The sequence below is a fragment of the Nocardioides panaciterrulae genome (assembly GCF_013409645.1).
Lineage (GTDB): Bacteria > Actinomycetota > Actinomycetes > Propionibacteriales > Nocardioidaceae > Nocardioides > Nocardioides panaciterrulae.
In genome coordinates this window covers 456,583-475,642 of record NZ_JACCBG010000001.1, presented here as the reverse complement: position 1 = coordinate 475,642, position 19,060 = coordinate 456,583, and the positions used below count along the sequence as shown (strand labels likewise).

General features: G+C 74.1%; 14 protein-coding genes. 5 read left to right on the top strand and 9 right to left on the bottom strand.

All coding sequences use genetic code 11. From position 1 onward, the window contains the following. Window positions 1-22: 22 nt before the first annotated feature. Window positions 23-1,588, bottom strand: a complete 1,566-nt coding sequence (gene purF / locus BJZ21_RS02210; protein WP_179662267.1) for an amidophosphoribosyltransferase — start codon at window positions 1,586-1,588, stop codon at window positions 23-25. A gap of 104 nt (window positions 1,589-1,692) precedes the next feature. Here purF and BJZ21_RS02205 point away from each other — a divergent pair, with 104 nt between their 5' ends. Beyond that, entirely contained in the window at window positions 1,693-3,480 is a 1,788-nt protein-coding gene (locus tag BJZ21_RS02205; RefSeq protein ID WP_179662266.1) for a sensor histidine kinase, read from the top strand. A gap of 199 nt (window positions 3,481-3,679) precedes the next feature. Here BJZ21_RS02205 and BJZ21_RS02200 read toward each other — a convergent pair whose 3' ends face one another. Genes BJZ21_RS02200 through BJZ21_RS02190 form a run of 3 tightly spaced genes read right to left on the bottom strand, consistent with a single transcriptional unit; the run spans window position 3,680 to window position 6,037 of the window. Further along, on the bottom strand, window positions 3,680-5,026 hold the full coding sequence (locus BJZ21_RS02200; RefSeq protein ID WP_179662265.1) for a dipeptidase: 1,347 nt from the start codon (window positions 5,024-5,026) through the stop codon (window positions 3,680-3,682). Window positions 5,027-5,077: 51 nt separating this feature from the next. Next, window positions 5,078-5,437: a sterol carrier family protein gene (locus BJZ21_RS02195; protein ID WP_179662264.1), complete on the bottom strand. Its 360-nt coding sequence runs from the start codon at window positions 5,435-5,437 to the stop codon at window positions 5,078-5,080. 9 nt (window positions 5,438-5,446) lie between these two features. Next, the gene (locus tag BJZ21_RS02190) at window positions 5,447-6,037 is read right to left on the bottom strand and encodes a helix-turn-helix domain-containing protein (RefSeq protein ID WP_179662263.1); all 591 of its coding nucleotides are present in this window, start codon (window positions 6,035-6,037) and stop codon (window positions 5,447-5,449) included. Between the two features lie 56 nt (window positions 6,038-6,093). Between BJZ21_RS02190 and BJZ21_RS02185 the strand changes: the two genes are divergently transcribed. Both BJZ21_RS02185 and BJZ21_RS02180 read left to right on the top strand, forming a co-directional pair. Next, window positions 6,094-7,371 carry an MFS transporter gene (locus BJZ21_RS02185; protein ID WP_246298437.1) on the top strand — a complete coding sequence of 426 codons (1,278 nt, stop codon included), beginning with the start codon at window positions 6,094-6,096 and terminating at the stop codon, window positions 7,369-7,371. A gap of 154 nt (window positions 7,372-7,525) precedes the next feature. Beyond that, on the top strand, window positions 7,526-8,725 hold the full coding sequence (locus tag BJZ21_RS02180; protein WP_179662262.1) for an acetate/propionate family kinase: 1,200 nt from the start codon (window positions 7,526-7,528) through the stop codon (window positions 8,723-8,725). A 69-nt stretch (window positions 8,726-8,794) separates the two neighbouring features. On the opposite strand, the gene BJZ21_RS02175 is transcribed toward BJZ21_RS02180, so the two are convergent. The 3 genes from BJZ21_RS02175 to BJZ21_RS02165 all read right to left on the bottom strand — a co-directional run bounded on the left by BJZ21_RS02175 (window position 8,795) and on the right by BJZ21_RS02165 (window position 13,766). After that, a complete protein-coding gene (locus tag BJZ21_RS02175) occupies window positions 8,795-11,242 on the bottom strand; it encodes a phosphoketolase family protein (protein WP_179662261.1) in 2,448 nt (815 codons plus the stop codon). A gap of 217 nt (window positions 11,243-11,459) precedes the next feature. Continuing rightward, window positions 11,460-13,229, bottom strand: coding sequence for a hypothetical protein (locus tag BJZ21_RS02170; protein ID WP_179662260.1), 1,770 nt, complete (start codon window positions 13,227-13,229; stop codon window positions 11,460-11,462). Window positions 13,230-13,382: 153 nt separating this feature from the next. Then, window positions 13,383-13,766: a MarR family transcriptional regulator gene (locus BJZ21_RS02165; RefSeq protein ID WP_218851239.1), complete on the bottom strand. Its 384-nt coding sequence runs from the start codon at window positions 13,764-13,766 to the stop codon at window positions 13,383-13,385. Window positions 13,767-13,817: 51 nt separating this feature from the next. Between BJZ21_RS02165 and BJZ21_RS02160 the strand changes: the two genes are divergently transcribed. Continuing rightward, entirely contained in the window at window positions 13,818-15,617 is a 1,800-nt protein-coding gene (locus BJZ21_RS02160) for a chloride channel protein (RefSeq protein WP_218851237.1), read from the top strand. A 37-nt stretch (window positions 15,618-15,654) separates the two neighbouring features. On the opposite strand, the gene BJZ21_RS02155 is transcribed toward BJZ21_RS02160, so the two are convergent. After that, a complete protein-coding gene (locus BJZ21_RS02155; protein WP_179662258.1) occupies window positions 15,655-16,755 on the bottom strand; it encodes a sensor histidine kinase in 1,101 nt (366 codons plus the stop codon). Window positions 16,756-16,917: 162 nt separating this feature from the next. Here BJZ21_RS02155 and lhgO point away from each other — a divergent pair, with 162 nt between their 5' ends. Continuing rightward, window positions 16,918-18,129 carry an L-2-hydroxyglutarate oxidase gene (gene lhgO, locus BJZ21_RS02150; RefSeq protein ID WP_179662257.1) on the top strand — a complete coding sequence of 404 codons (1,212 nt, stop codon included), beginning with the start codon at window positions 16,918-16,920 and terminating at the stop codon, window positions 18,127-18,129. Window positions 18,130-18,267: 138 nt separating this feature from the next. Here lhgO and BJZ21_RS02145 read toward each other — a convergent pair whose 3' ends face one another. Beyond that, window positions 18,268-19,020, bottom strand: a complete 753-nt coding sequence (locus BJZ21_RS02145) for a prolyl oligopeptidase family serine peptidase (RefSeq protein ID WP_179662256.1) — start codon at window positions 19,018-19,020, stop codon at window positions 18,268-18,270. Between the last annotated feature and the right edge of the window lie 40 nt (window positions 19,021-19,060).

Genomic DNA, 19,060 nt, shown 5'->3' with positions numbered 1-19,060 from the left:
TCTCCTGGCTCGCGGGCGGGGGTCAGGGGTTGTTCAGGACGGGCAGCGCCTTGCCGGCCGTCGGGGAGGCCAGCGAGGCCTCGAGCAGGTGCTTGCCGAGCAGGCTCTCGTCGGGGAGCTCGATCGGGTACTCGCCGGTGAAGCAGGCCTGGCAAAGCCGCTCGGACGGCAGCCCGGTCGACTCGACCATCCCGTCGAGGGAGATGTAGCCGAGGCTGTCGGCGCCGACGCTGGCGGCGATCTCGTCGACGTCGAGCCCGTTGGCGATCAGCTCGGCCCGGGTGGCGAAGTCGATGCCGTAGAAGCAGGGCCACTTCACCGGCGGGCTGGAGATCCGCACGTGCACCTCCAGCGCCCCGGCCTCGCGCAGCATCCGCACCTGGGCGCGCTGGGTGTTGCCGCGGACGATCGAGTCGTCGACGACCACGATCCGCTTGCCCCGGATCATGTGCTCGAGCGCGTTGAGCTTGAGCCGGATCCCGAGCTGGCGCAGGGTCTGGCTCGGCTGGATGAACGTGCGGCCGACGTAGGCGTTCTTGACGAAGCCCTGGCCGAAGGGGATGCCGCTCTCCTCGGCGTACCCGGCGGCCGCGGGCGTGCCGGACTCGGGGACCGGCATCACCAGGTCGGCCTCGACCGGGAACTCGCGGGCGAGCCGGCGGCCCATCTCCACGCGGGCCTCGTGCACGCTGCGCCCGGCGATGTTGGCGTCGGGGCGGGCCAGGTAGACGTACTCGAAGACGCAGCCCTTGGGCTGGGCCTCGGCGAAGCGGTGCGAGCGCAGCCCGTTGCCGTCGATGACCAGCATCTCGCCGGGCTCGACCTCCCGGACCACGCTGGCGCCGACGGTGGCCAGCGCCGAGTCCTCGCTGGCGACCACCCAGCCGCGCTCGAGCCGGCCGAGCACCAGCGGGCGGATGCCCTGCGGGTCGCGGGCGGCGTAGAGCGTGTCCTCGTTCATCCACACGAAGCAGTAGGCGCCGCGCAGCTGCGGCAGCACCTCCAGCGCCCGCTGCTCCAGGCTGGTGTCGGGGTGGTGCGCGAGCAGCGCGGTGACCAGCCCGGTGTCGTTGGTGGAGGACTCCAGGTCGCGGCCCTGCAGCTCCGGCTCGTCGGTGGGCCCGGGCAGCGCGGCCACCATCTGGGCCAGCTCGTGGGTGTTGATCAGGTTGCCGTTGTGGCCCAGCGCGATCGAGCCGTGGCCGGTCGGGCGGAACGTCGGCTGCGCGTTCTGCCAGGTGCTCGCGCCGGTCGTGGAGTAGCGAGCGTGCCCGATGGCCAGGTGGCCCTTGAGCGACTCCAGCGTGGACTCGTCGAAGACCTGGGAGACCAGGCCCATGTCCTTGTAGACGAGGATCTGCCGGCCGTTGCTGACCGCGATGCCCGCGGACTCCTGGCCCCGGTGCTGCAGGGCGTAGAGGCCGAAGTACGTCAGCTTGGCGACGTCCTCCCCCGGCGCCCAGACCCCGAAGACGCCGCACGCGTCCTGGGGTCCCTGCTCCAGCGGGTCCAGCGCCGCCGTCAGCCGACCGTCACCGCCCTTGCGCACACTGCTCTGGTAGGGCACGACCCCGAGTCTAGGAGACATCCGGGCCGCGGTCCCACCCGGCGAGCACCCGGACCGGTGAGAACGGGCCCCCGAAGGGCGGTCCGGGACGTAAGGTGGGTCACAGTCAGCGACAGCGAGAGTGAATGACCGGGCATCCCACCGACGTACAACAGCGCCCCGCGCATCCGAGCGAGTGGTACGACGCTTCGCGCGAGGCCCTGCAGACGATCGCCGAGGGCGTGACCCAGCTGGCCGGGTTCGGAGTGGCCGCGATCAGCGTCGCGCGCGACGACGGCCGCCTCGAGGTGATGGCGGTGGCCGGCAACGACGAGGCGCACGAGCAATTGCTCGGCACCCGCACCCCGATCGACCGGCTCGAGAGCGAGATCGCGCACGCCGACGAGTGGGGGCTGCTGCGGTTCGTGCCGCACGAGCGGCTCGACTTCGACCAGGCCGCCCCGTGGGGCTGGGTGCCCGACATCACGCCGATCGAGGACCCGGACGCCTGGCACCCGCTCGACCTGCTGATCGCGCCGTTGTACGACGAGCAGGGCGTGCTGCGCGGCACGCTGGCCATCGACCTGCCGGAGGACGGCCGGCGACCCGGCGCGGCCCGGCGGCAGCTGCTCCAGCGGTACGCCGAGATGGCCGGCCGCGCCGTCGTGACCGCGATCGAGCGGGAGAAGCTCTCCCACCAGGTGCGGCTGGCCGAGACCGCCCGCGAGGTGGTCCGGAACGCCAGCGCCCAGCTGCGCATCGAGAGCATCCTCGGCGACGTGCAGGAGGCACTGGTCCACGGCTTCCAGGCCCGCGGCATGTGGATCCAGACCCTCGACGAGGACGGCCACGGCTCGGGCCTGGTGCACTCCGTCGCCGGGCCCGAGGTCGCGCTGACCGCCGAGCTGCGCACGATCGCCGAGTCCTCCGCGCGCCGGGCCTGGGAGGCCCAGCGCGTCGCCGTCGTGCAGCGGGGTCGCGACTCCGGCGGTGTGCTCTCGGCCGCGGAGGGCGAGGTCATCCTGGCGTTCCTGGACACGATCGGGATCAGCTCGCTGCTGTTCGTGCCGCTGGGCGCCGGCCCGGAGTGCCTCGGCAACCTGGTGCTCACCCGCACCGAGGGCGACGGGGAGTGGAGTTCCTACGAGCAGACCGTCGCGCTGGACATCGGCCACGACCTGGGCCGGGCCATCCTCAACGCCCGCACGTTCGAGCGCGAGCACCAGCTGGTCGAGGAGCTGCAGGCGCTCGACACCTACAAGAGCCAGCTGATCACCACGGTCGCCCACGAGCTGAAGAACCCGCTCACCGCGGTCATGGGCCACCTCGAGATGCTCGAGAGCTCCCCCGACCTGACCGGCACCACGCGCAGCTCGCTGCAGGTCATGGAGCGCGCCGCCCAGCGGCTCGGCAAGGTCATCGACGACCTGCTGCTGCTCTCGAAGGTCGGCGACCCCACCAACCCCGTGATCCCGACCCCGGTGGACCTGCGGGCCGTGGTCGAGGAGGCGGTCGAGCTCAGCTCGGTCGCCGCGGACCGCAAGCACGTGCAGGTCAACGTGCAGGCGCCACCCGGCCCGCTGGTGGCGATGGGGGACCGCGACGAGCTGGACCGGGTCTGCACCAACCTGGTCAGCAACGCAGTGAAGTACACCCCCGAGGGCGGCCACGTCCTCGTCCGCCTCGACGCCTGCGGCGACGAGCTGCTGTTCTCGGTCACCGACGACGGGCTGGGGATCTCGGAGCAGGACCAGGGGCGGCTCTTCGAGGAGTTCTTCCGCAGCACCAACCCCGAGGCCGCCGCCCAGCCCGGCACCGGCCTGGGGCTGGCGATCGTGCAGCGCATCGTCCGGCGGCACGGCGGCCGGATCGACGTGGACTCCGAGCTCGGCAGGGGCAGCACCTTCCGGGTGCTGCTGCCGCTGCGCGACTGACCCGCGCGCACGCCGAGTCGGCGCTGCTTGACGCCCCGCCGTACGCCGAGTCGACGCTGCTTGACGCCTTGTCGTACGCCGAGTCGGCGCTGCTTGACGCCTTAGAACGTCAACGAGCGCCGACTCGGCGTTTCCTGGCCGTCAACGAGCGCCGACTCGGCGTCTCCCCGGCCGTCAACGAGCGCCGACTCGGCGGGGGTCAGAGGCGGCCGAGCTGGTGGAGCAACAGCGCCTCGGCGAGCACGACCCGCTCGAACTCGGCGAGGTGAAGGCCCTCGTTGGCACCGTGGGCGCGGGTGTCGGGGTCCTCGACGCCGGTGACCAGCACGCTGGCCTGCGGGAACGCCTCGAGGAACTCCGCGATGAACGGGATCGAGCCGCCGACCCCCATGTCGACCGGGGAGGTGCCGTCCCAGGCCTCGGTGAACGCGGCGCGGGCGGCGTCGTACGCCGGGCCGGTGGCGTCGATCGCGGTGGCCTCACCGGTGTCGACGACCGTCACGCCGAGCGTGGCGCCCCACGGGACGTGGGACTCCAGGTGGGCCCTCAGGCAGGCCAGGGCGTTCTCGGTGGTGTCGCCGGGGGCGATCCGCATCGAGATCTTGGCGCGGGCCGCGGGCACCAGCGTGTTGCTGGCACCGGCGACCTTGGGCGCGTCGAGGCCGGTGACGCTGATCGAGGGCTTGGTCCACAGCCGCTCGACGACCGGGCCGTCGCCGATCCACTCGACGCCCGGGGCGGCGCCGGACTCGGCGCGCAGCCGCTCCTCGGGGTACTCCACGTCGGCGGCCGGCCCGCTGTGCAGGCCGGCGACCGCCACGTTGCCGCGCTCGTCGTGCAGGCTCGCGATCACCCGCGAGAGAGTGATCAGCGCGTCGGGCACCAGCCCGCCCCACATGCCGGAGTGCACGGCGTGGGTGAGGGTGCGGACCTCGACGTCGACCCGGACCAGGCCACGCAGGCTGGTGGTCAGCGCGGGCACGCCGATGTCCCAGTTGCCGGAGTCGGCGATCACGATCACGTCGGCGGCGAGCCGGTCCTGGTGCGCCTTCAGCAGGTCCGGGAGGGTCTCGGAGCCGACCTCCTCCTCGCCCTCGATGAACATCTTCACGCTCACCGGCAGGTCCTCGCCGTGCACGCGCAGGGCCCCGAGGTGGGCCGCGATACCGGCCTTGTCGTCGGCCGCGCCGCGGGCGTAGAGCCGCCCGTCGCGCTCGGTGGGCTCGAACGGCGCGCTGTCCCAGTCGGCGTGGTCGTTCTCCGGCTGCACGTCGTGGTGGGCGTAGAGCAGCACGGTCGGCGCGCCCTCCGGGCCCCGCTTGTGCGCGATCACCGCGGGCGCGCCGCCGTCGTGGCTGACGATCTCGACGCTGTCGAACCGCTCGGCCCGGAACAGTTCGGCCACCGCCTCGGCGCTGCGCTGGACCTCGCCCCGGCGGGCCGGGTCGGCGCTGACCGACTCGATGCGGACCAGGTCCTCGAGGTCCTTGCGGACCCCCGGCAGGACCTCGGCCACCTTGCCCCTGATCTCCTCCACGCTCGTCATGGCGGTCACCCTAGTGGGGCTGGATCGCGGCAGAGCGGGCGGCGGTGGCGATCAGCCCAGCGGCAGGTACGGCGCGAGGTCGGCCCGCTCGCCCGAGGCCCGGACCCGGGCGGAGTCCCCCGCCTCGGGCCAGGCCAGGGCGCCGGTGGCCAGGGCGATCCAGGTCGCGGCATCCATCTCGACCACCGCGGGCGGGGTGCCGCGGGTGTGCCGGACCCCCTCGACGACCTGGACCGCGGCGTACGGCGGGACCCGCACCTCCACCGACCTGCCGGGGGCGCGGGTCTCCAGCACCGCGAGGTAGTGCTTGGTCAGCAGCCGCAGGTCGGCCTTGTCGGCGGTCCCGGCCTCGACCCGGGCGCGGGCGGCGGCGACGGCGACGGGGTCGGCAGGGCGAAGTCGGGCGGGCACGGGTCGACCCTAGGACTCGTCCCCAGGCTCGTCCTGGCCGACCTGCGGGTAGGGCTGGAGCACCTGCATCACGATGTAGGTACGGCGTCCGTCGTCACCCCGCCCGCGGGTGCGCCCGATCCAGCGCTGCACCGTGGCCTGCAGGACGTCCTGCAGCTCCAGCGCCTCGTCCTTCGTGAGCTTGACGTTCTGGTGGATGACGGTGCGGATGGCGCCCTCGTCGCCGGGACCGTTGATGGCCTGGTCGACGAGGTGGTGGGACCAGTCGGAGGCGCTGCGGCGGAAGACCGCGACGGCGGCCCGGCCCCCGGGCTCCTTCTCGACCTCATTGAGCCGCACCGACAGCTCGGCCTCCTTCGTCAGCCGCCAGACCCGGTCGCGCCGGTCGCGGGCCTCGTCGGGCGCCTCCTCCACCAGGCCGTACTTGGCGAGCTGGCGCAGGTGGAAGCTCGCCTGGTTGGCGGGGATGTCGAGCTCGCGGGCCACGTCGGCCGCACGCGCCGGACCGCCCGCCTCGATCTCGCCGAGGATCCGGGTCCGCACCGGGTGGGCGATCGCCCGCAGCACGCGGGGGTCGTGGAGGTACTCGTCACTGGCCACGGCGGCAGCCTAGCCAATTCCGCACACACCATTGCGCACGTATACTTGCGCACTATATGTTGCGGAACATGGCCGACTACCGCACCCTCGCCCGCAACCACGACTTCACGGTCCTGTGGATCGGGGAGACCGTCTCCGCCCTGGGCAGCAGCATGAGCATGTTCGTGTTCCCGCTGCTGGCCTACGGGCTCACCCGCTCCGCCCTCGCCGCCGCCGTCGTCGAGGCCGCCCACCTCGTCGGCATGGTCGGCTTCCTGCTGCCCGGCGGCGTGTTCGCCGACCGCTACGACCGGCGCCGGATCATGCGTCGGGCGAGCGCCACCGGCGTGCTGCTCTACGGCTCCCTGGCCGCGGCCGGCATCGCCGGGCACCTGACCCTCCCGCACCTGACCGTCGTCGCGTTCCTCACCGGGATCTGCGCCGGCGTCTTCGGCCCGGCGGAGCGCTCCGCCGTCCGCACGGTGGTGCCCACGGAGCACCTCTCGACCGCGCTGAGCCAGAACCAGGCGCGCCAGCACGTGGCCGAGCTGCTGGGCGGCCCGCTGGGGGGCCTGCTGTACGGCTTGGCCCGGTGGCTGCCGTTCGCGGCCGACGCGGTCAGCTTCGGCTTCTCCTGGCTGATGCTCGGCCGGATCCGCGCGGACCTCTCCCCCGCGCCGCACGCGGGGCCCCGTCCCTCGCCCGGCGACGACATCGCCGAGGGCGTCCGGTTCATCGCGGGGCGGCCGTTCTTCCGGATCCTCCTGGCCTGGTCGGCGATGGCGAACCTCACGATCAACGCGGTGTTCTTCGTCGCGATCCTGCGCCTGGTCAAGGCGGGCTTCCACCCCGCCGAGATCGGCTTCGTCTCGACCGCCGCCGGCATCGGGGGCATCCTCGGCGCACTCGCGGCCCCGGCGATCATCGACCGGGTCGCGACCGGACGGCTGACGGTCCTGATCGCGTGGAGCTTCGTGCCGCTGCTGGTGCCGCTGGTGTTCTGGAACAACCCGCTGGTGGTGGGCGCCGCGCTGTTCGCCGGGCTGCTGCTGAACCCGGCCGGCAACGCCGGCATCAGCGCCTACAGCATGGCGCTGACGCCCGAGTCGCTGGTGGGCCGGGTCGGCTCGGCGACCCAGTTCCTCGCGATGTCGGCGATGCCGCTCTCGCCGGTGGTCGGCGGCCTCCTGCTCAGCGGTCTGGGCGGCCCGGCCGCGGTCGCGGCGCTCGCGATCCTCACCGCGGGAGTCGCCCTGATCCCCACGCTCGCCAGCAGCGTCCGGGCGGTGCCGCACCCCCGGATCTGGCAGGCCGAGCTCGCCGGTGAGCCGGTCCGGGCGGCTGTCAGCGCCTGACCGGGCGCGTCGGTGACGGGCGGGTCGCGAACAATTGCTCGCAGATGCAGGGGTTACTCATCAGTAGCAGCCCCATCTCCAAACAATTGAACGCGGTCGGCGTTCCCCCAGAGGACCCCGTCGTACCGTGGGCACACCCACCGGGGAGGCGAGGATGACCGAATGCGTGCTGGTGCTCAACGCGGGGTCCTCGTCGCTGAAGTACCGGGTGGTCGACCCCGCCTCCGGCGCGGCCCCGGTGCGGGGCCTCGTCGAGCGGCTCGGCAGCGGCGACGCCCAGCTGACCCACACCGACGCCGACGGCGAGCACGAGACGGCCCTGGACGGGGACGACCACGCCGCCGCGCTGGCCGCCGTCCACGACGCGCTCGCCGCGTCCGGCGTCGAGGAGGGGTCCCTGGTCGCGGTCGGGCACCGGGTGGTCCACGGCGGCGCCCGGCTGACCCGGCCGCACCTGGTCGACGACGAGGTCCTGGCCGACATCGAGCACGCCGCCCGGCTCGCCCCGCTGCACAACCCGCCCGCGCTCGAGGGGATCCGCAGCGCCCGGGCGACGTACCCCTCGCTGCCACAGGTCGCCTGCTTCGACACCGCGTTCTTCGCCGACCTGCCGGCCGCGGCGGCGACCTACGCGCTGGACCGGGAGCTCGCGGGGCGCGAGGAGATCCGTCGGTACGGCGCGCACGGGATCAGCCACGAGTACGTCGCCGGCGAGGCCGCCCGGCTGCTCGGGCGGCCCGACGCCCGGCTGATCACCCTGCACCTCGGCAACGGCGCGTCGGCCGCGGCGGTCCGGGCCGGCCGGCCGGTCGAGACCTCGATGGGGCTCACCCCGCTCGAGGGGCTGGTGATGGGCACCCGCGGCGGCGACCTCGACCCCGGGATCCTGCTGCACCTGCTGCGGCACGCCCGGCTGGACGCGGACGGGCTCGACGACCTGCTCGAGCACCGCTCGGGGCTGCAGGGGCTGGCCGGCTGCCACGACTTCCGGGACCTGCTCGCCGCGGTCGACGCGGGGTCAGTGGCCGCGCGGACGGCGTACGACGTCTACTGCCACCGGCTGCGCAAGTACGTCGGCGCCTACACCGCCGTGCTCGGCGGCCTCGACGGGCTGGTGTTCACGGCCGGCGTCGGCGAGCACGTCGCCCGGCTGCGGGCCGACGCGCTCGCCGGGCTGCAGGTGCTCGGCCTCGAGGTCGACCCGGCGCGCAACACCGCCCCCGCGGACGGTCCGCGCCCGATCTCCCCCGACGACAGTCCGGTCACGGTCCTCGTCGTACCGACCGACGAGGAGCTGGCGATCGCCCGGGCGACCGTGGCGCTGATCGGCCCAGAACATGTAACGCCCGGTTAGGGGCTCGACCGCGCGGGTCGAACCGCGCGGCCGAGCCCCTAACCGGGCGTTACATGCTGACCGGCAACCTCACAGCACGTCGATCGGGGCCGGGTTGGCGGTGGTGGAGGGCGAGCGGCCGTGGCCGGGGGCGGCGAGCTCGCTCCAGCTCCACTCGCGCACCTCGGGCAGGTCCTCGCCGTGGTCGCGGGTCCACTGTCGGGCGCGGCGGCGGGTGTCGCCCATCTGCTGGCGCAGCAGCGCGGCCCGCGACCCGAGGCCGGGCACCCGGTCGATGACGTCCATGACCAGGTGGTAGCGGTCGACGTCGTTCATCATCACCATGTCGAAGGGGGTGGTGGTGGTGCCCTCCTCCTTGTAGCCGCGCACGTGCAGGTTGTGGTGGTTGGTGCGGCGGTAGGTCAGCCGGTGGATCAGCCACGGGTAGCCGTGGTAGGCGAAGATCACCGGCGCCTCGGCGGTGAAGACCGTGTCGAAGTCGCGGTCGGAGAGGCCGTGGGGGTGCTCGGTGGCGTCCTGCAGCCGCATCAGGTCCACGACGTTGACGAAGCGGATCCGCAGCGACGGCAGGTGCTTGCGCAGGATCGAGACCGCCGCCAGCGCCTCCAGGGTGGGCACGTCGCCGGCACACGCGAGCACCACGTCGGGCTCGCCGTCGTCGTTCGAGGCCCAGTCCCAGATCCCGACGCCGCGGGCGCAGTGCAGGTCGGCCTCCTCGGGGCCGAGCCAGTCGAAGACCGGCTGCTTGCCGGCGACCACGACGTTGACGTAGTGCTGGCTGGCCAGGCAGTGCGCCATGGTCGAGAGCAGCGTGTTGGTGTCCGGCGGCAGGTAGACCCGCACCACCTCGGCCCGTTTGTTGACCACGTGGTCGATGAAGCCCGGGTCCTGGTGGGAGAAGCCGTTGTGGTCCTGGCGCCACACGTGCGAGGTGAGCAGGTAGTTCAGGCTCGAGATCGGCGGCCGCCAGGAGAGCCCGCGGGTGGTCTTGAGCCACTTCGCGTGCTGGTTGAACATCGAGTCGACGAGGTGGATGAACGCCTCGTAGCAGTTGAACAGCCCGTGCCGCCCGGTCAGCAGGTAGCCCTCCAGCCAGCCCTGGCAGGTGTGCTCGGAGAGGATCTCCATCACCCGCCCGGACCGGGCCAGGTGCTCGTCGATGTCGCGGATCTCGCCCTCGAAGACCTTGTCGGTGACCTCGTAGACCGCGTCGAGCCGGTTCGAGGCGGTCTCGTCGGGCCCGAAGAGCCGGAAGTTGGCGGGGTTCTCGCGCACCACGTCGACCAGGTAGCCCCCCAGCACCCGGGTCGGCTCGTGGATCGACGCGCCCGGCTCGGGCACCGCCACCGCGTGGCTGCGGAAGTCCGGCAGCCGCAGCGGCGTGCGCAGCAGGCCGCCGTTGGCGTGCGGGTTGGCGCTCATCCGCCGCGGCCCGTCCGGCGCCAGCGCCCGTACGCCGGGGACCGGGGTGCCGGTCGGCTCGAAGAGCTCCTCGGGCCGGTAGGACCGCAGCCACTGCTCGAGGATCGCCCGGTGCGCGGGGTTCTGGCGGGTCTCGGCGATCGGGACCTGGTGCGCGCGCCAGGTGCCCTCAACCGGGCGCCCGTCGACCTCGACCGGACCGGTCCACCCCTTGGGGGTCACCAGCAGCACCATCGGCCAGGGCCGCCGGTCGAGGGCGCCGCGCTCGCGGGCGGCCCGCTGGATGTCCCGGATCGTGTCGTGGGCCCGTTCGAGCGCGGCGGCGAGCTGCCGGTGCACGTCGGCGGGCTCCCGGCCCTCGACGGTGAGCACCTCGTGCCCGTAGCCGCGCAGCAGGCTGAGCAGCTCCTCGCGCCCGATCCGCGCGGGCACGGTCGGGTTGGCGATCTTCCAGCCGTTGAGGTGCAGCACCGGCAGCACCGCCCCGTCGTGCACCGGGTCGAGGAACTTGTTGGCGTGCCAGGAGGCCGCGAGCGGGCCGGTCTCGAACTCGCCGTCGCCGACCACCGCGGCCACCAGCAGGTCGGGGTTGTCCAGGGCCGCGCCGTACGCGTGGGAGAGGACGTAGCCGAGCTCGCCGCCCTCGTGGATCGACCCGGGCGTCTCCGGGGCGACGTGGCTGGGGATCCCGCCGGGGAAGGAGAACTGGCGGAACAGCTCGCGCATCCCGTCCCGGTCCCAGGACACGTGCGGGTAGACCTCGCTGTAGGTGCCCTCCAGCCAGGCGTTGGCGACCGCGGCCGGGCCGCCGTGCCCGGGGCCGGCCAGGAAGATCGCGTCGACGTCGCGCTCGCGGATCAGCCGGTTGAGGTGGGTGTAGACGAGGTTCAGCCCGGGCGTGGTGCCCCAGTGCCCGAGCAGCCGGGGCTTGATGTCCTCGGCCACCAGCCCGCGGTCCAGCAGCGGGTTGTCCAGCAGGTAGATCTGCCCCACGGCGAGGTAGTTCGCGGCCCGCCACCACCGGTCGAGGGCGGCCACCTCGGCGTCGTCGATGGGGGCGCCGGCCGGTACGCCGGTCCGCGGTGCAGTCGTCATCGGTCCTCCTGGCCTCGTCGGCGCCGGCCCGGACACGCTCGCACGGGCCGCCGTCGCGGGCACGGGTCGAAGGTCCGTAGCCGGCCCGGAGGTTCGGGCGGCGGGCCCACCCGGCCCCGTACCCGCCGGAACGACCGCGGACCGGCCGGCGGAACGACCGCGGGCCGGCCCGGGCGCGAATGCACCCGGACCGGCCCGCCGCCGTCGTGGGAGTCGGCTACTGCACCATCACCGGGGCGAACGCGTGTCCCTTGACGACGCCGTCGACCGGGCCGAGGACCTCGCCCGTGCGCAGCTGCACCGCGTGCCGGCCGAGGTACACGACGTGCCCCCCACCCCGGCCGACGCCGGTCAGCGAGACCTCGACCTCGTCGTTGCGGACCAGTCCGTCCAGCCAGGCGCCCATCTTGGCCACCGAGCGCGGCGGCCGGCTGTGGCCCAGGCTGTTGCCGCCGAGCACCGCCAGGAAGGCGACCTTGCCGGAGAGCCGGTCCGGGACCTGCAGCCGGAACGGGACCATCCGCTCCTGGCCGCCCGAGGCGAGCACCAGCCGCCCGGCCAGCGTCCCGCCGGCGCGGGTGAGCAGCGGGCTGCGCCGGCCGACCGGCACCCACACGCCGTGCTGGCGGGCCTGCAGGCCCTTCACGTGATAGGTCGGCACCGCGTCGGCGAGGTCGCTGGTGAGGGCGATCGAGTCGATCGAGATCCCGGGCACGTGCGCGAGCCGGTAGACCAAGTCGCCGACCTCGTAGCCGACCCGCCAGGTCAGGTCGTGCTCGGAGGAGAACAGGTTCGAGGAGGAGAGCTCGAACGGCGCCCCGTCGGCGTCGGTGCCGGAGATCGTCCAGCTCTGCTCGTCCGAGCCGGTGACCGGCCCGTCGACGACGGCCTGCAGGTCGGCGGCCAGCCCGTAGAACGTGGTGCTGGCCAGCGCGTCGGGGGTGCGCAGCGCGACGTGCGAGACCCCGGTGCGGCTCTGGCCGTCGCGGTTGATCGTGACCGAGACCTCGGTCGTCGTGGGGAGGCTGCCCAGGGTGCCGGCGATGCCGGTGCCGCGGTCCTCGGTGATGGTGCCGACCGGCTCGCCGAGGTTCGCGACCTTGAAGCCGGCGACCAGGTCGTCCTGGATGTAGATCGCGTCGGCGGGGCTCAGGCCGAGCGTGGTCGCGCCCCGCCACTCCACCGGGTGGCCGAAGCCCAGCACCCGGTCGCCGCACACCGAGGTGGCGGTCCCGACGGCGGCCATCGTGACGTCGCCGTAGGACAGCGAGGCGGCCAGGTTGCCGCCCGCGACGATGCCGTCGGCGGTCGCGGCGCCGGGCGACGCGAGGCCCACGGCGTACGTCGACCGCGGCAGCCAGCGGTGGCCGGCGGCGTGCCGCTCCGCGGCCGCGAGGCGGGCCGCGCCGACGCCGGCGACGCCGACCGGCATCGCGAGCTGCTCGAAGCCGCCGCTGGCCGCGGCGACGCCCACGTCGGTGCGGCGCGCGATCGTGCGGGCAGCGGCCCGGTCGACGGGGACCGTGCCGGGCGCCTCGGAGAGGTGCTCCTGCATCGCGGAGTACGGCGTGACGCCGGCGACCGTGGAGCCGCCCATGGCCAGCCCGTAGGCGACCGCGCCGATCAGCCGGCCGTCCGCGGCGTAGACCGGCGAGCCCGACATGCCCTCCCAGATGCCGACCCGGTCGATCTCGGGGGAGCTGAGCCGGACCATCACCATGTCGGTGCCGGGACCGATGCCGTCGTTCAGCACCCCCAGCACCTCCCCGGTGAAGCCCTCCGGCGTGGTGCCGTGGGTCACGGTCAGGCCGGTCACGGCGTCGCCGGCGGCGAGCTGGTCGACGGGGAAGGCGGTCGCGCAGTCCCCGGCGGGGGCGGCGGACAGCGCCGGGGTGGTGACCACGGTGGCCCCGGCCAGGCCGACGGCGGTCAGGGCGACGAGAGACGCCAACGCGCGGGCGCGCGGGCGGGGCAGAGGACGCATCATGGTGCAGCCGCTTCTACGAGGAGGTGCCGAGCGAGACTCGCGCGGCGGGGCGAGGAGGGGCCCCGGCCGAAACGTAGATGGTCTGGACCGGTCGTGGGGGCGAACCCGCACGCCGTTACCGTTCCGAGACCTGAGCGACCGCGACCGGCCGGATCAGAGTCCCTCGAGCACCCCCGCCAGCCGGCGTAGCTCCTCGAGGTGCACCTCGGTCAGCGCGCCGAGCACCCGGTGTCCCCGGTCGGTGAGCAGCAGCCGGACACGGCGGTGGTCGTCGGGGTCGCGCACCCGCTCGAGCAGCCCGAGCGCCTGGGTGCGGTCCACCAGCTCGCTGGCGGTGTGGTGCTTGACCAGCAACGACGCGGCGGCGTCCCCGATCGTCGGGGCCACCGGACCGGCGTGGCCCCGGATCGCCAGCAGCAGCTGGTGCTGGGCGTGGGTCAGCCCGTGCTCGGCGGCGGCGTCCTTGCTCCAGCTCTCGAACCGGCGCAGGCGGGTCCGGAAGGCGAGCAGGAGCTCGTACTGATTATCCGTTGGCACGTTCCCCATCGTAATATGTCGTAACCCGACCATTTTTCCTCAGGAAGGCCCATGCCCGCTCCCGTGCGCGACGTCCGACACCTCGGCGACTTCTCCGCGACCCCGCGGATGATCCTCATCACCGCCCTCGCCCTGCCTATCGGCGCCGTCGCCGCCGGCGTCGCCTGGTGCCTGCTGCGGCTGATCGGCCTGGTCACCAACGCGGTCTTCTACCAGCGCGTCGGCACCGGGCTGGTGGCGCCGGGGGCGACCGACCACCCGTGGTGGCTGGTGCTGCTCGCGCCGGTCGTCGGCGGCCTGGTCATCGGGCTGATGGCGAGGTACGGCTCGGAGAAGATCCGCGGCCACGGGATGCCCGAAACGATCGAGGCGATCCTGATGAACGGCAGCCGGATCCAGCCCCGGGTCGCGGTCCTCAAGCCGCTCTCGGCGGCCGTCGCGATCGGCACCGGAGGCCCGTTCGGCGCCGAGGGCCCGATCATCGCCACCGGCGGCTCGATCGGCTCGCTGTTCGCCCAGTTCCTGCACCTGACCGCCGACGAGCGCAAGACCCTGCTGGTCGCCGGCGCCACCGCGGGCATGGCGGCGACGTTCAACGCGCCGCTGGCGTCGCTGGCGCTCGCGGTCGAGCTGCTGCTCTTCGAGTGGCGCCCGCGCAGCCTGGTGCCGGTGGCTGCCGCGGTCTCGATCGCCACCGTGCTGCGCCACCCGCTGCTCGGATCCGGGGCCCTGTTCCCCACCGTCGGGGACCTGCACGTCACGACCTCGACGTACCTGCTCTGCGTGGTCTCCGGCGTCGTCTCCGCGCTGCTCGCGGTGGTCGCGACCGGCCTCGTCTACGCCTCCGAGGACGCCTTCCACAAGCTGCCGATCCACTGGATGTGGTGGCCCGCGATCGGCGGCCTGGTGATCGGGATCGGCGGCCTGTTCGTGCCGCAGGCGCTCGGCGTCGGCTACAACGTGATCGGCGCCGAGCTCGACGGGTCGATCGGACTCGGGCTGGTGGCCGGCATCCTGATCGTGAAGACGCTGATCTGGGCCCTCTCGCTGGGCTCGGGGACCTCCGGCGGCGTGCTGGCGCCGGTGTTCATGATCGGCGGCGCGCTCGGCACGCTCGAGGCGCACGTGTTCCCGACGGTGGGCCCGGGCTTCTGGGCGCTGGTCGGCCTGGCCGGCGTGCTCGGCGGCGTGATGCGCTCGCCGTTCACCGGCGTCATCTTCGCCCTCGAGCTCACCCAGCGGTTCGACGCGCTGCTGCCGCTGCTGATCGGCTGCACTACGGCGTTCGCGCTCTCGGTGCTGCTGCTCAAGCGCTCGGTGCTGACCGAGAAGATCGCCCGCCGCGGCTACCACCTCACCCGGGAGTACGACGTGGATCCGCTCGAGGTGCTGTTCGTCTCCGAGGTGATGAGCGAGGAGGTGCTGGAGCTGCGCGCCGACCTCGACGTCGCGGCGGCGTACGAAGCGCTCGGCGACCCGGCCGACGCGGCCTCCGACTGGCGCCAGCAGCTCTACCCGGTGGTCACCGACGACGGCGAGCTGCTCGGCCTGGTCGCCCGCGCCGACCTGCTCGAGGCCGGCTCCGCGGGCCGGGGCAGCACCCCGGTCAAGGACCTGCTCACCGTCGACCGGGTGCAGACCCACGGCGACCAGACACTGCGGCACGCCGCCGAGACGATGGCGGTGCACGGCGTCACCACGCTGCCGGTGGTCGACCGGGACGACCCCGCCCGGGTCATCGGCCTGATCTCGCTGCCGCAGCTGCTCGCCGCGCGCCGTCGCGACCAGCAGGAGGCCCGGGACCGCGAGCGGGTGCTGCGGATCCGGCGGGTCGCTCCCGCCGGCCGCTGAGCGTCGCCGGCTGCTGTCCAGGGCTGGCCAGTGCTGATCAGGGAGCGGTGAAGCTGCCCGAGAGGTCCCGCGGGAGGCAGAGCGCGGCCCGCAGGCCGGACGGGTGCCGGGCCGAGAGCGTGAGCTGGCCGCCGTGCGCGGTCGCGACGGTCTTGGCGACCGCCAGCCCCAGGCCGCGGCCGGCGACGTCCTGGCGCGGGTGCCGGCCGCGCTCGAAGGGCTGCAGCAGCCGGTCCCGGTCCTGGGGGGCGATGCCCTCGCCCTCGTCGGCCACCACCACCTGCACCCAGTCGGGGCCGGCCTCGACCGCGATGTGCACCCGGGAGCCGGACGGGGCGTAGGTCACCGCGTTGTCCAGCAGCGCCTCGACGGCCCGGCGGGCGCGGGCGCCGTCGATGACCACCTCGGGGCCGGCCGTCGGGCAGCCGACGAAGGCCAGGCCGCGCCCGCGGGCCCCCTCCTGCCAGCGGTCCACCTCCTCGCAGACCAGCCGGCCCAGGTCGCAGGGGCCGCGGGTCAGCCGCGACTGCAGGTCGAGGTCGACCAGCTCGGTCACGGTCTGCAGCAGGGCGGCCACCCGGGCCCCGGCCTCGGTGACGGCCGCGAGCGAGCGGCGCAGGTCCTCCGGCACCTCCTCCGCGCGGTCCGCCAGCAGCTCGGTGTGGCCCACCAGCGAGGTCAGCGGGGTGCGCAGCTGGTGGTTGATCGTGGAGACCAGCCGGTCGCGCAGCTCGTGCTGCTGGCGCACCGCGGCCCACTCGGCGCTGACGTTCTCCACCAGGACGATGGCCCCGCTCAGCTCGCCGCTGTCGTCGTGCACCGGCGCGGCGTGGCAGCGCAGGTGCACCAGGCCGCCCCGGGAGTCCCGGGCGCAGATCACCGCGTCACGCACGGTCTCCCCGTGGCGCGCCCGCATCAGCGGGATCTCCTCGGGGGCCAGCCGGCGCTCCCCGGCGACGTCGTACAGGTCGAACCGGTCGACGAGCTGGTCCTCGGCGAACGGCCGGAACTCGATGCCGAGCAGCCGCTCCAGCCCCGGGCTCAGCATCGTCAGCCGGCCGTCGCGGTTGCAGGCGGCGATGCCCACGTCGGTCTGGGTGATGAGCGTGCGCAGCTGGATGCCCTCCAGCGAGTGCATGGTTCACCTCGCTTCGTGCCGGGCATCGTCCTCCCGATCGGCAACGCCCGGTGCCAGCGCACGTTACCGGCCGGGTCCGGGGAGTGGGGGCGGACCACCAAATCCGGTGACCCGGGGCGCGTGCCGGACCCGGGCGGCCGGCCGGGACCTACCCTCGACCGGGTGGACGCGAGCAACGACCGATCGGCCCCCACCCGGGTGGGCGTGGTCGGCGCGGGCATCGTCGGGCTCGCGGTGGCCCGCCGGCTGCTGCAGCTGCGGCCGGGCTCCGAGGTGACCGTCTACGAGAAGGAGTCCTCGGTCGGCGTCCACCAGACCGGCCACAACAGCGGCGTGGTGCACGCCGGGCTGTACTACCCGCGCGACTCGCTGAAGGCGACGCTGTGCCGCCGCGGCGTGGGCCTGCTGCGGGACTACTGCCACGACCGCGCGATCCCCTACGTCGAGTGCGGCAAGACCGTCGTCGCGGTCACCGCCGAGGAGGTGCCCCGACTGCGCGACATCGAGGACCGCGCCCGCCACAACGGCGTGCCCGGCCTGCGCCGGCTGGACCCCTCGGAGATCCGCGAGCTCGAGCCGCACGTGACCGGCGTTGCGGGACTGCACTCGCCGACCACCGCGATCGTGGACTTCGTCGCGGTCGCCCGGGCGTACGCCGAGGACGTGGTCGCCGCCGGCGGCACCCTGCGGCTCGGCACCGCGGTCGAGCGGATCGACCGGTCCGGCGACCTCGTGCACGTGCACGCCGACGGTGGGCGGGCCACCTTCGACCGCCTGGTGATCTGCGCCGGGCTGCAGTCGGACCGGGTGGCCATGCTCGCCGGGGACGACGCCGAACCGGCGATCGTGCCGTTCCGCGGGGAGTACCTCACCGTGCGGCCCGAGCGCACCCACCTCGTGCGCGGCCTGGTCTACCCGGTGCCCGACCCGCGCTACCCGTTCCTCGGCGTGCACTTCACCCGCCGCGTCGACGGCGGGCTCGACGTCGGACCGAACGCGGTGCTCGCCGGCGCCCGCGAGGGCTACCGACGCTCCTCGCTGCGGCCGCGCGAGCTCGCCGAGACCCTCGCGTGGCCGGGCTTCCGGCACCTCGCCCGGCAGCACTGGCGGATGGGCGCCACCGAGATGCGCGGCTCGCTGTCACGCCGGGCCTTCGTCGCCGCCGCGCGGCGCTACGTGCCGGAGCTCGCCGTCGCCGACATCGACGGCCGGCACGCCGGCGTCCGCGCCCAAGCGCTGGACCGCGACGGCAGCCTGGTCGACGACTTCCGGATCAGCCGGCTCGGCCCGGTCACCGCGGTCCGCAACGCCCCCTCCCCCGGCGCCACCTCCTCGCTGGCGATCGCCGAGCACCTGTGCGAGGGCATCCTCTGAGCCGAGTCGGCGCACGTTGACACCCCAGGCCACGCCGAGTCGGCGCACGTTGACGCCGTACGCCGGACAGCAGCGTCAAACAGCGCCGACTCGACGCACTCCCGCTCGTCAACCAGCGCCGACTCGGCGGGATCCGGGTCAGGCGATGGTGTCGAGGATCGCGACGGTCCGCGCCCAGGCCGGGGAGGCGGTGTCGACGACGACGAAGTGGTCGCCGTCCACGGCCACCAGCTCGGCCCGGGCACCCGCGGCGGTCGCGGCGGCGACGTACCCCTCCGACTGCGAGATCGGTACGACGTCGTCCGCGCGGCCGTGCACGCACCACAGCGGCACGTCGAGCGGCAGCTGCCGCGCGGGGTCGACCGGGTCGTCGGCCGGGCCGGGCGGGTGCCCGAGGAACGCCTCGACCGCGCCGCTGCCGAGGCCCTGGTCGTGGGCGGCCGCCAGGTCGAGCACGCCGGCCTGCGAGACCACGTGGGTGACCGGTACGCCGGCGGCCCACCGCTCGAACCGGCCGCGCGAGGCCGACCAGGCCGCCAGATGGCCGCCGGCGGAGTGGCCGAGCGCGACCACCGTGGACAGGTCGAGGCCGAGCAGCGCCAGCCGGTCGATGCCCGCGGCCACGTCGTCGAGGGTGGCCGGGGCCCCGCCGCCGCCGCCGGGCCCGCCGCCCGGGTCGCCGACGACCCGGCGGTACTCCAGATTCCAGGTGGCCCAGCCGCGCGCGGCCAGGTCCGCGGCCAGCGGCCGACCCAGGTCGAGGTCGTAGGCGGCGCGCCAGAAGCCGCCGTGCACCACCACGACGACCCCGCGCGGGGTGCCGTCGGGCAGCGTGAGCTCGCCGTACTGGCTGGGGTCCTCGCCGTAGGCGACCTGCTGCGGCTCGGTCACGACCGCCCCCGCGCGATGCGCCGGGCGGGCCGGCGGGCCG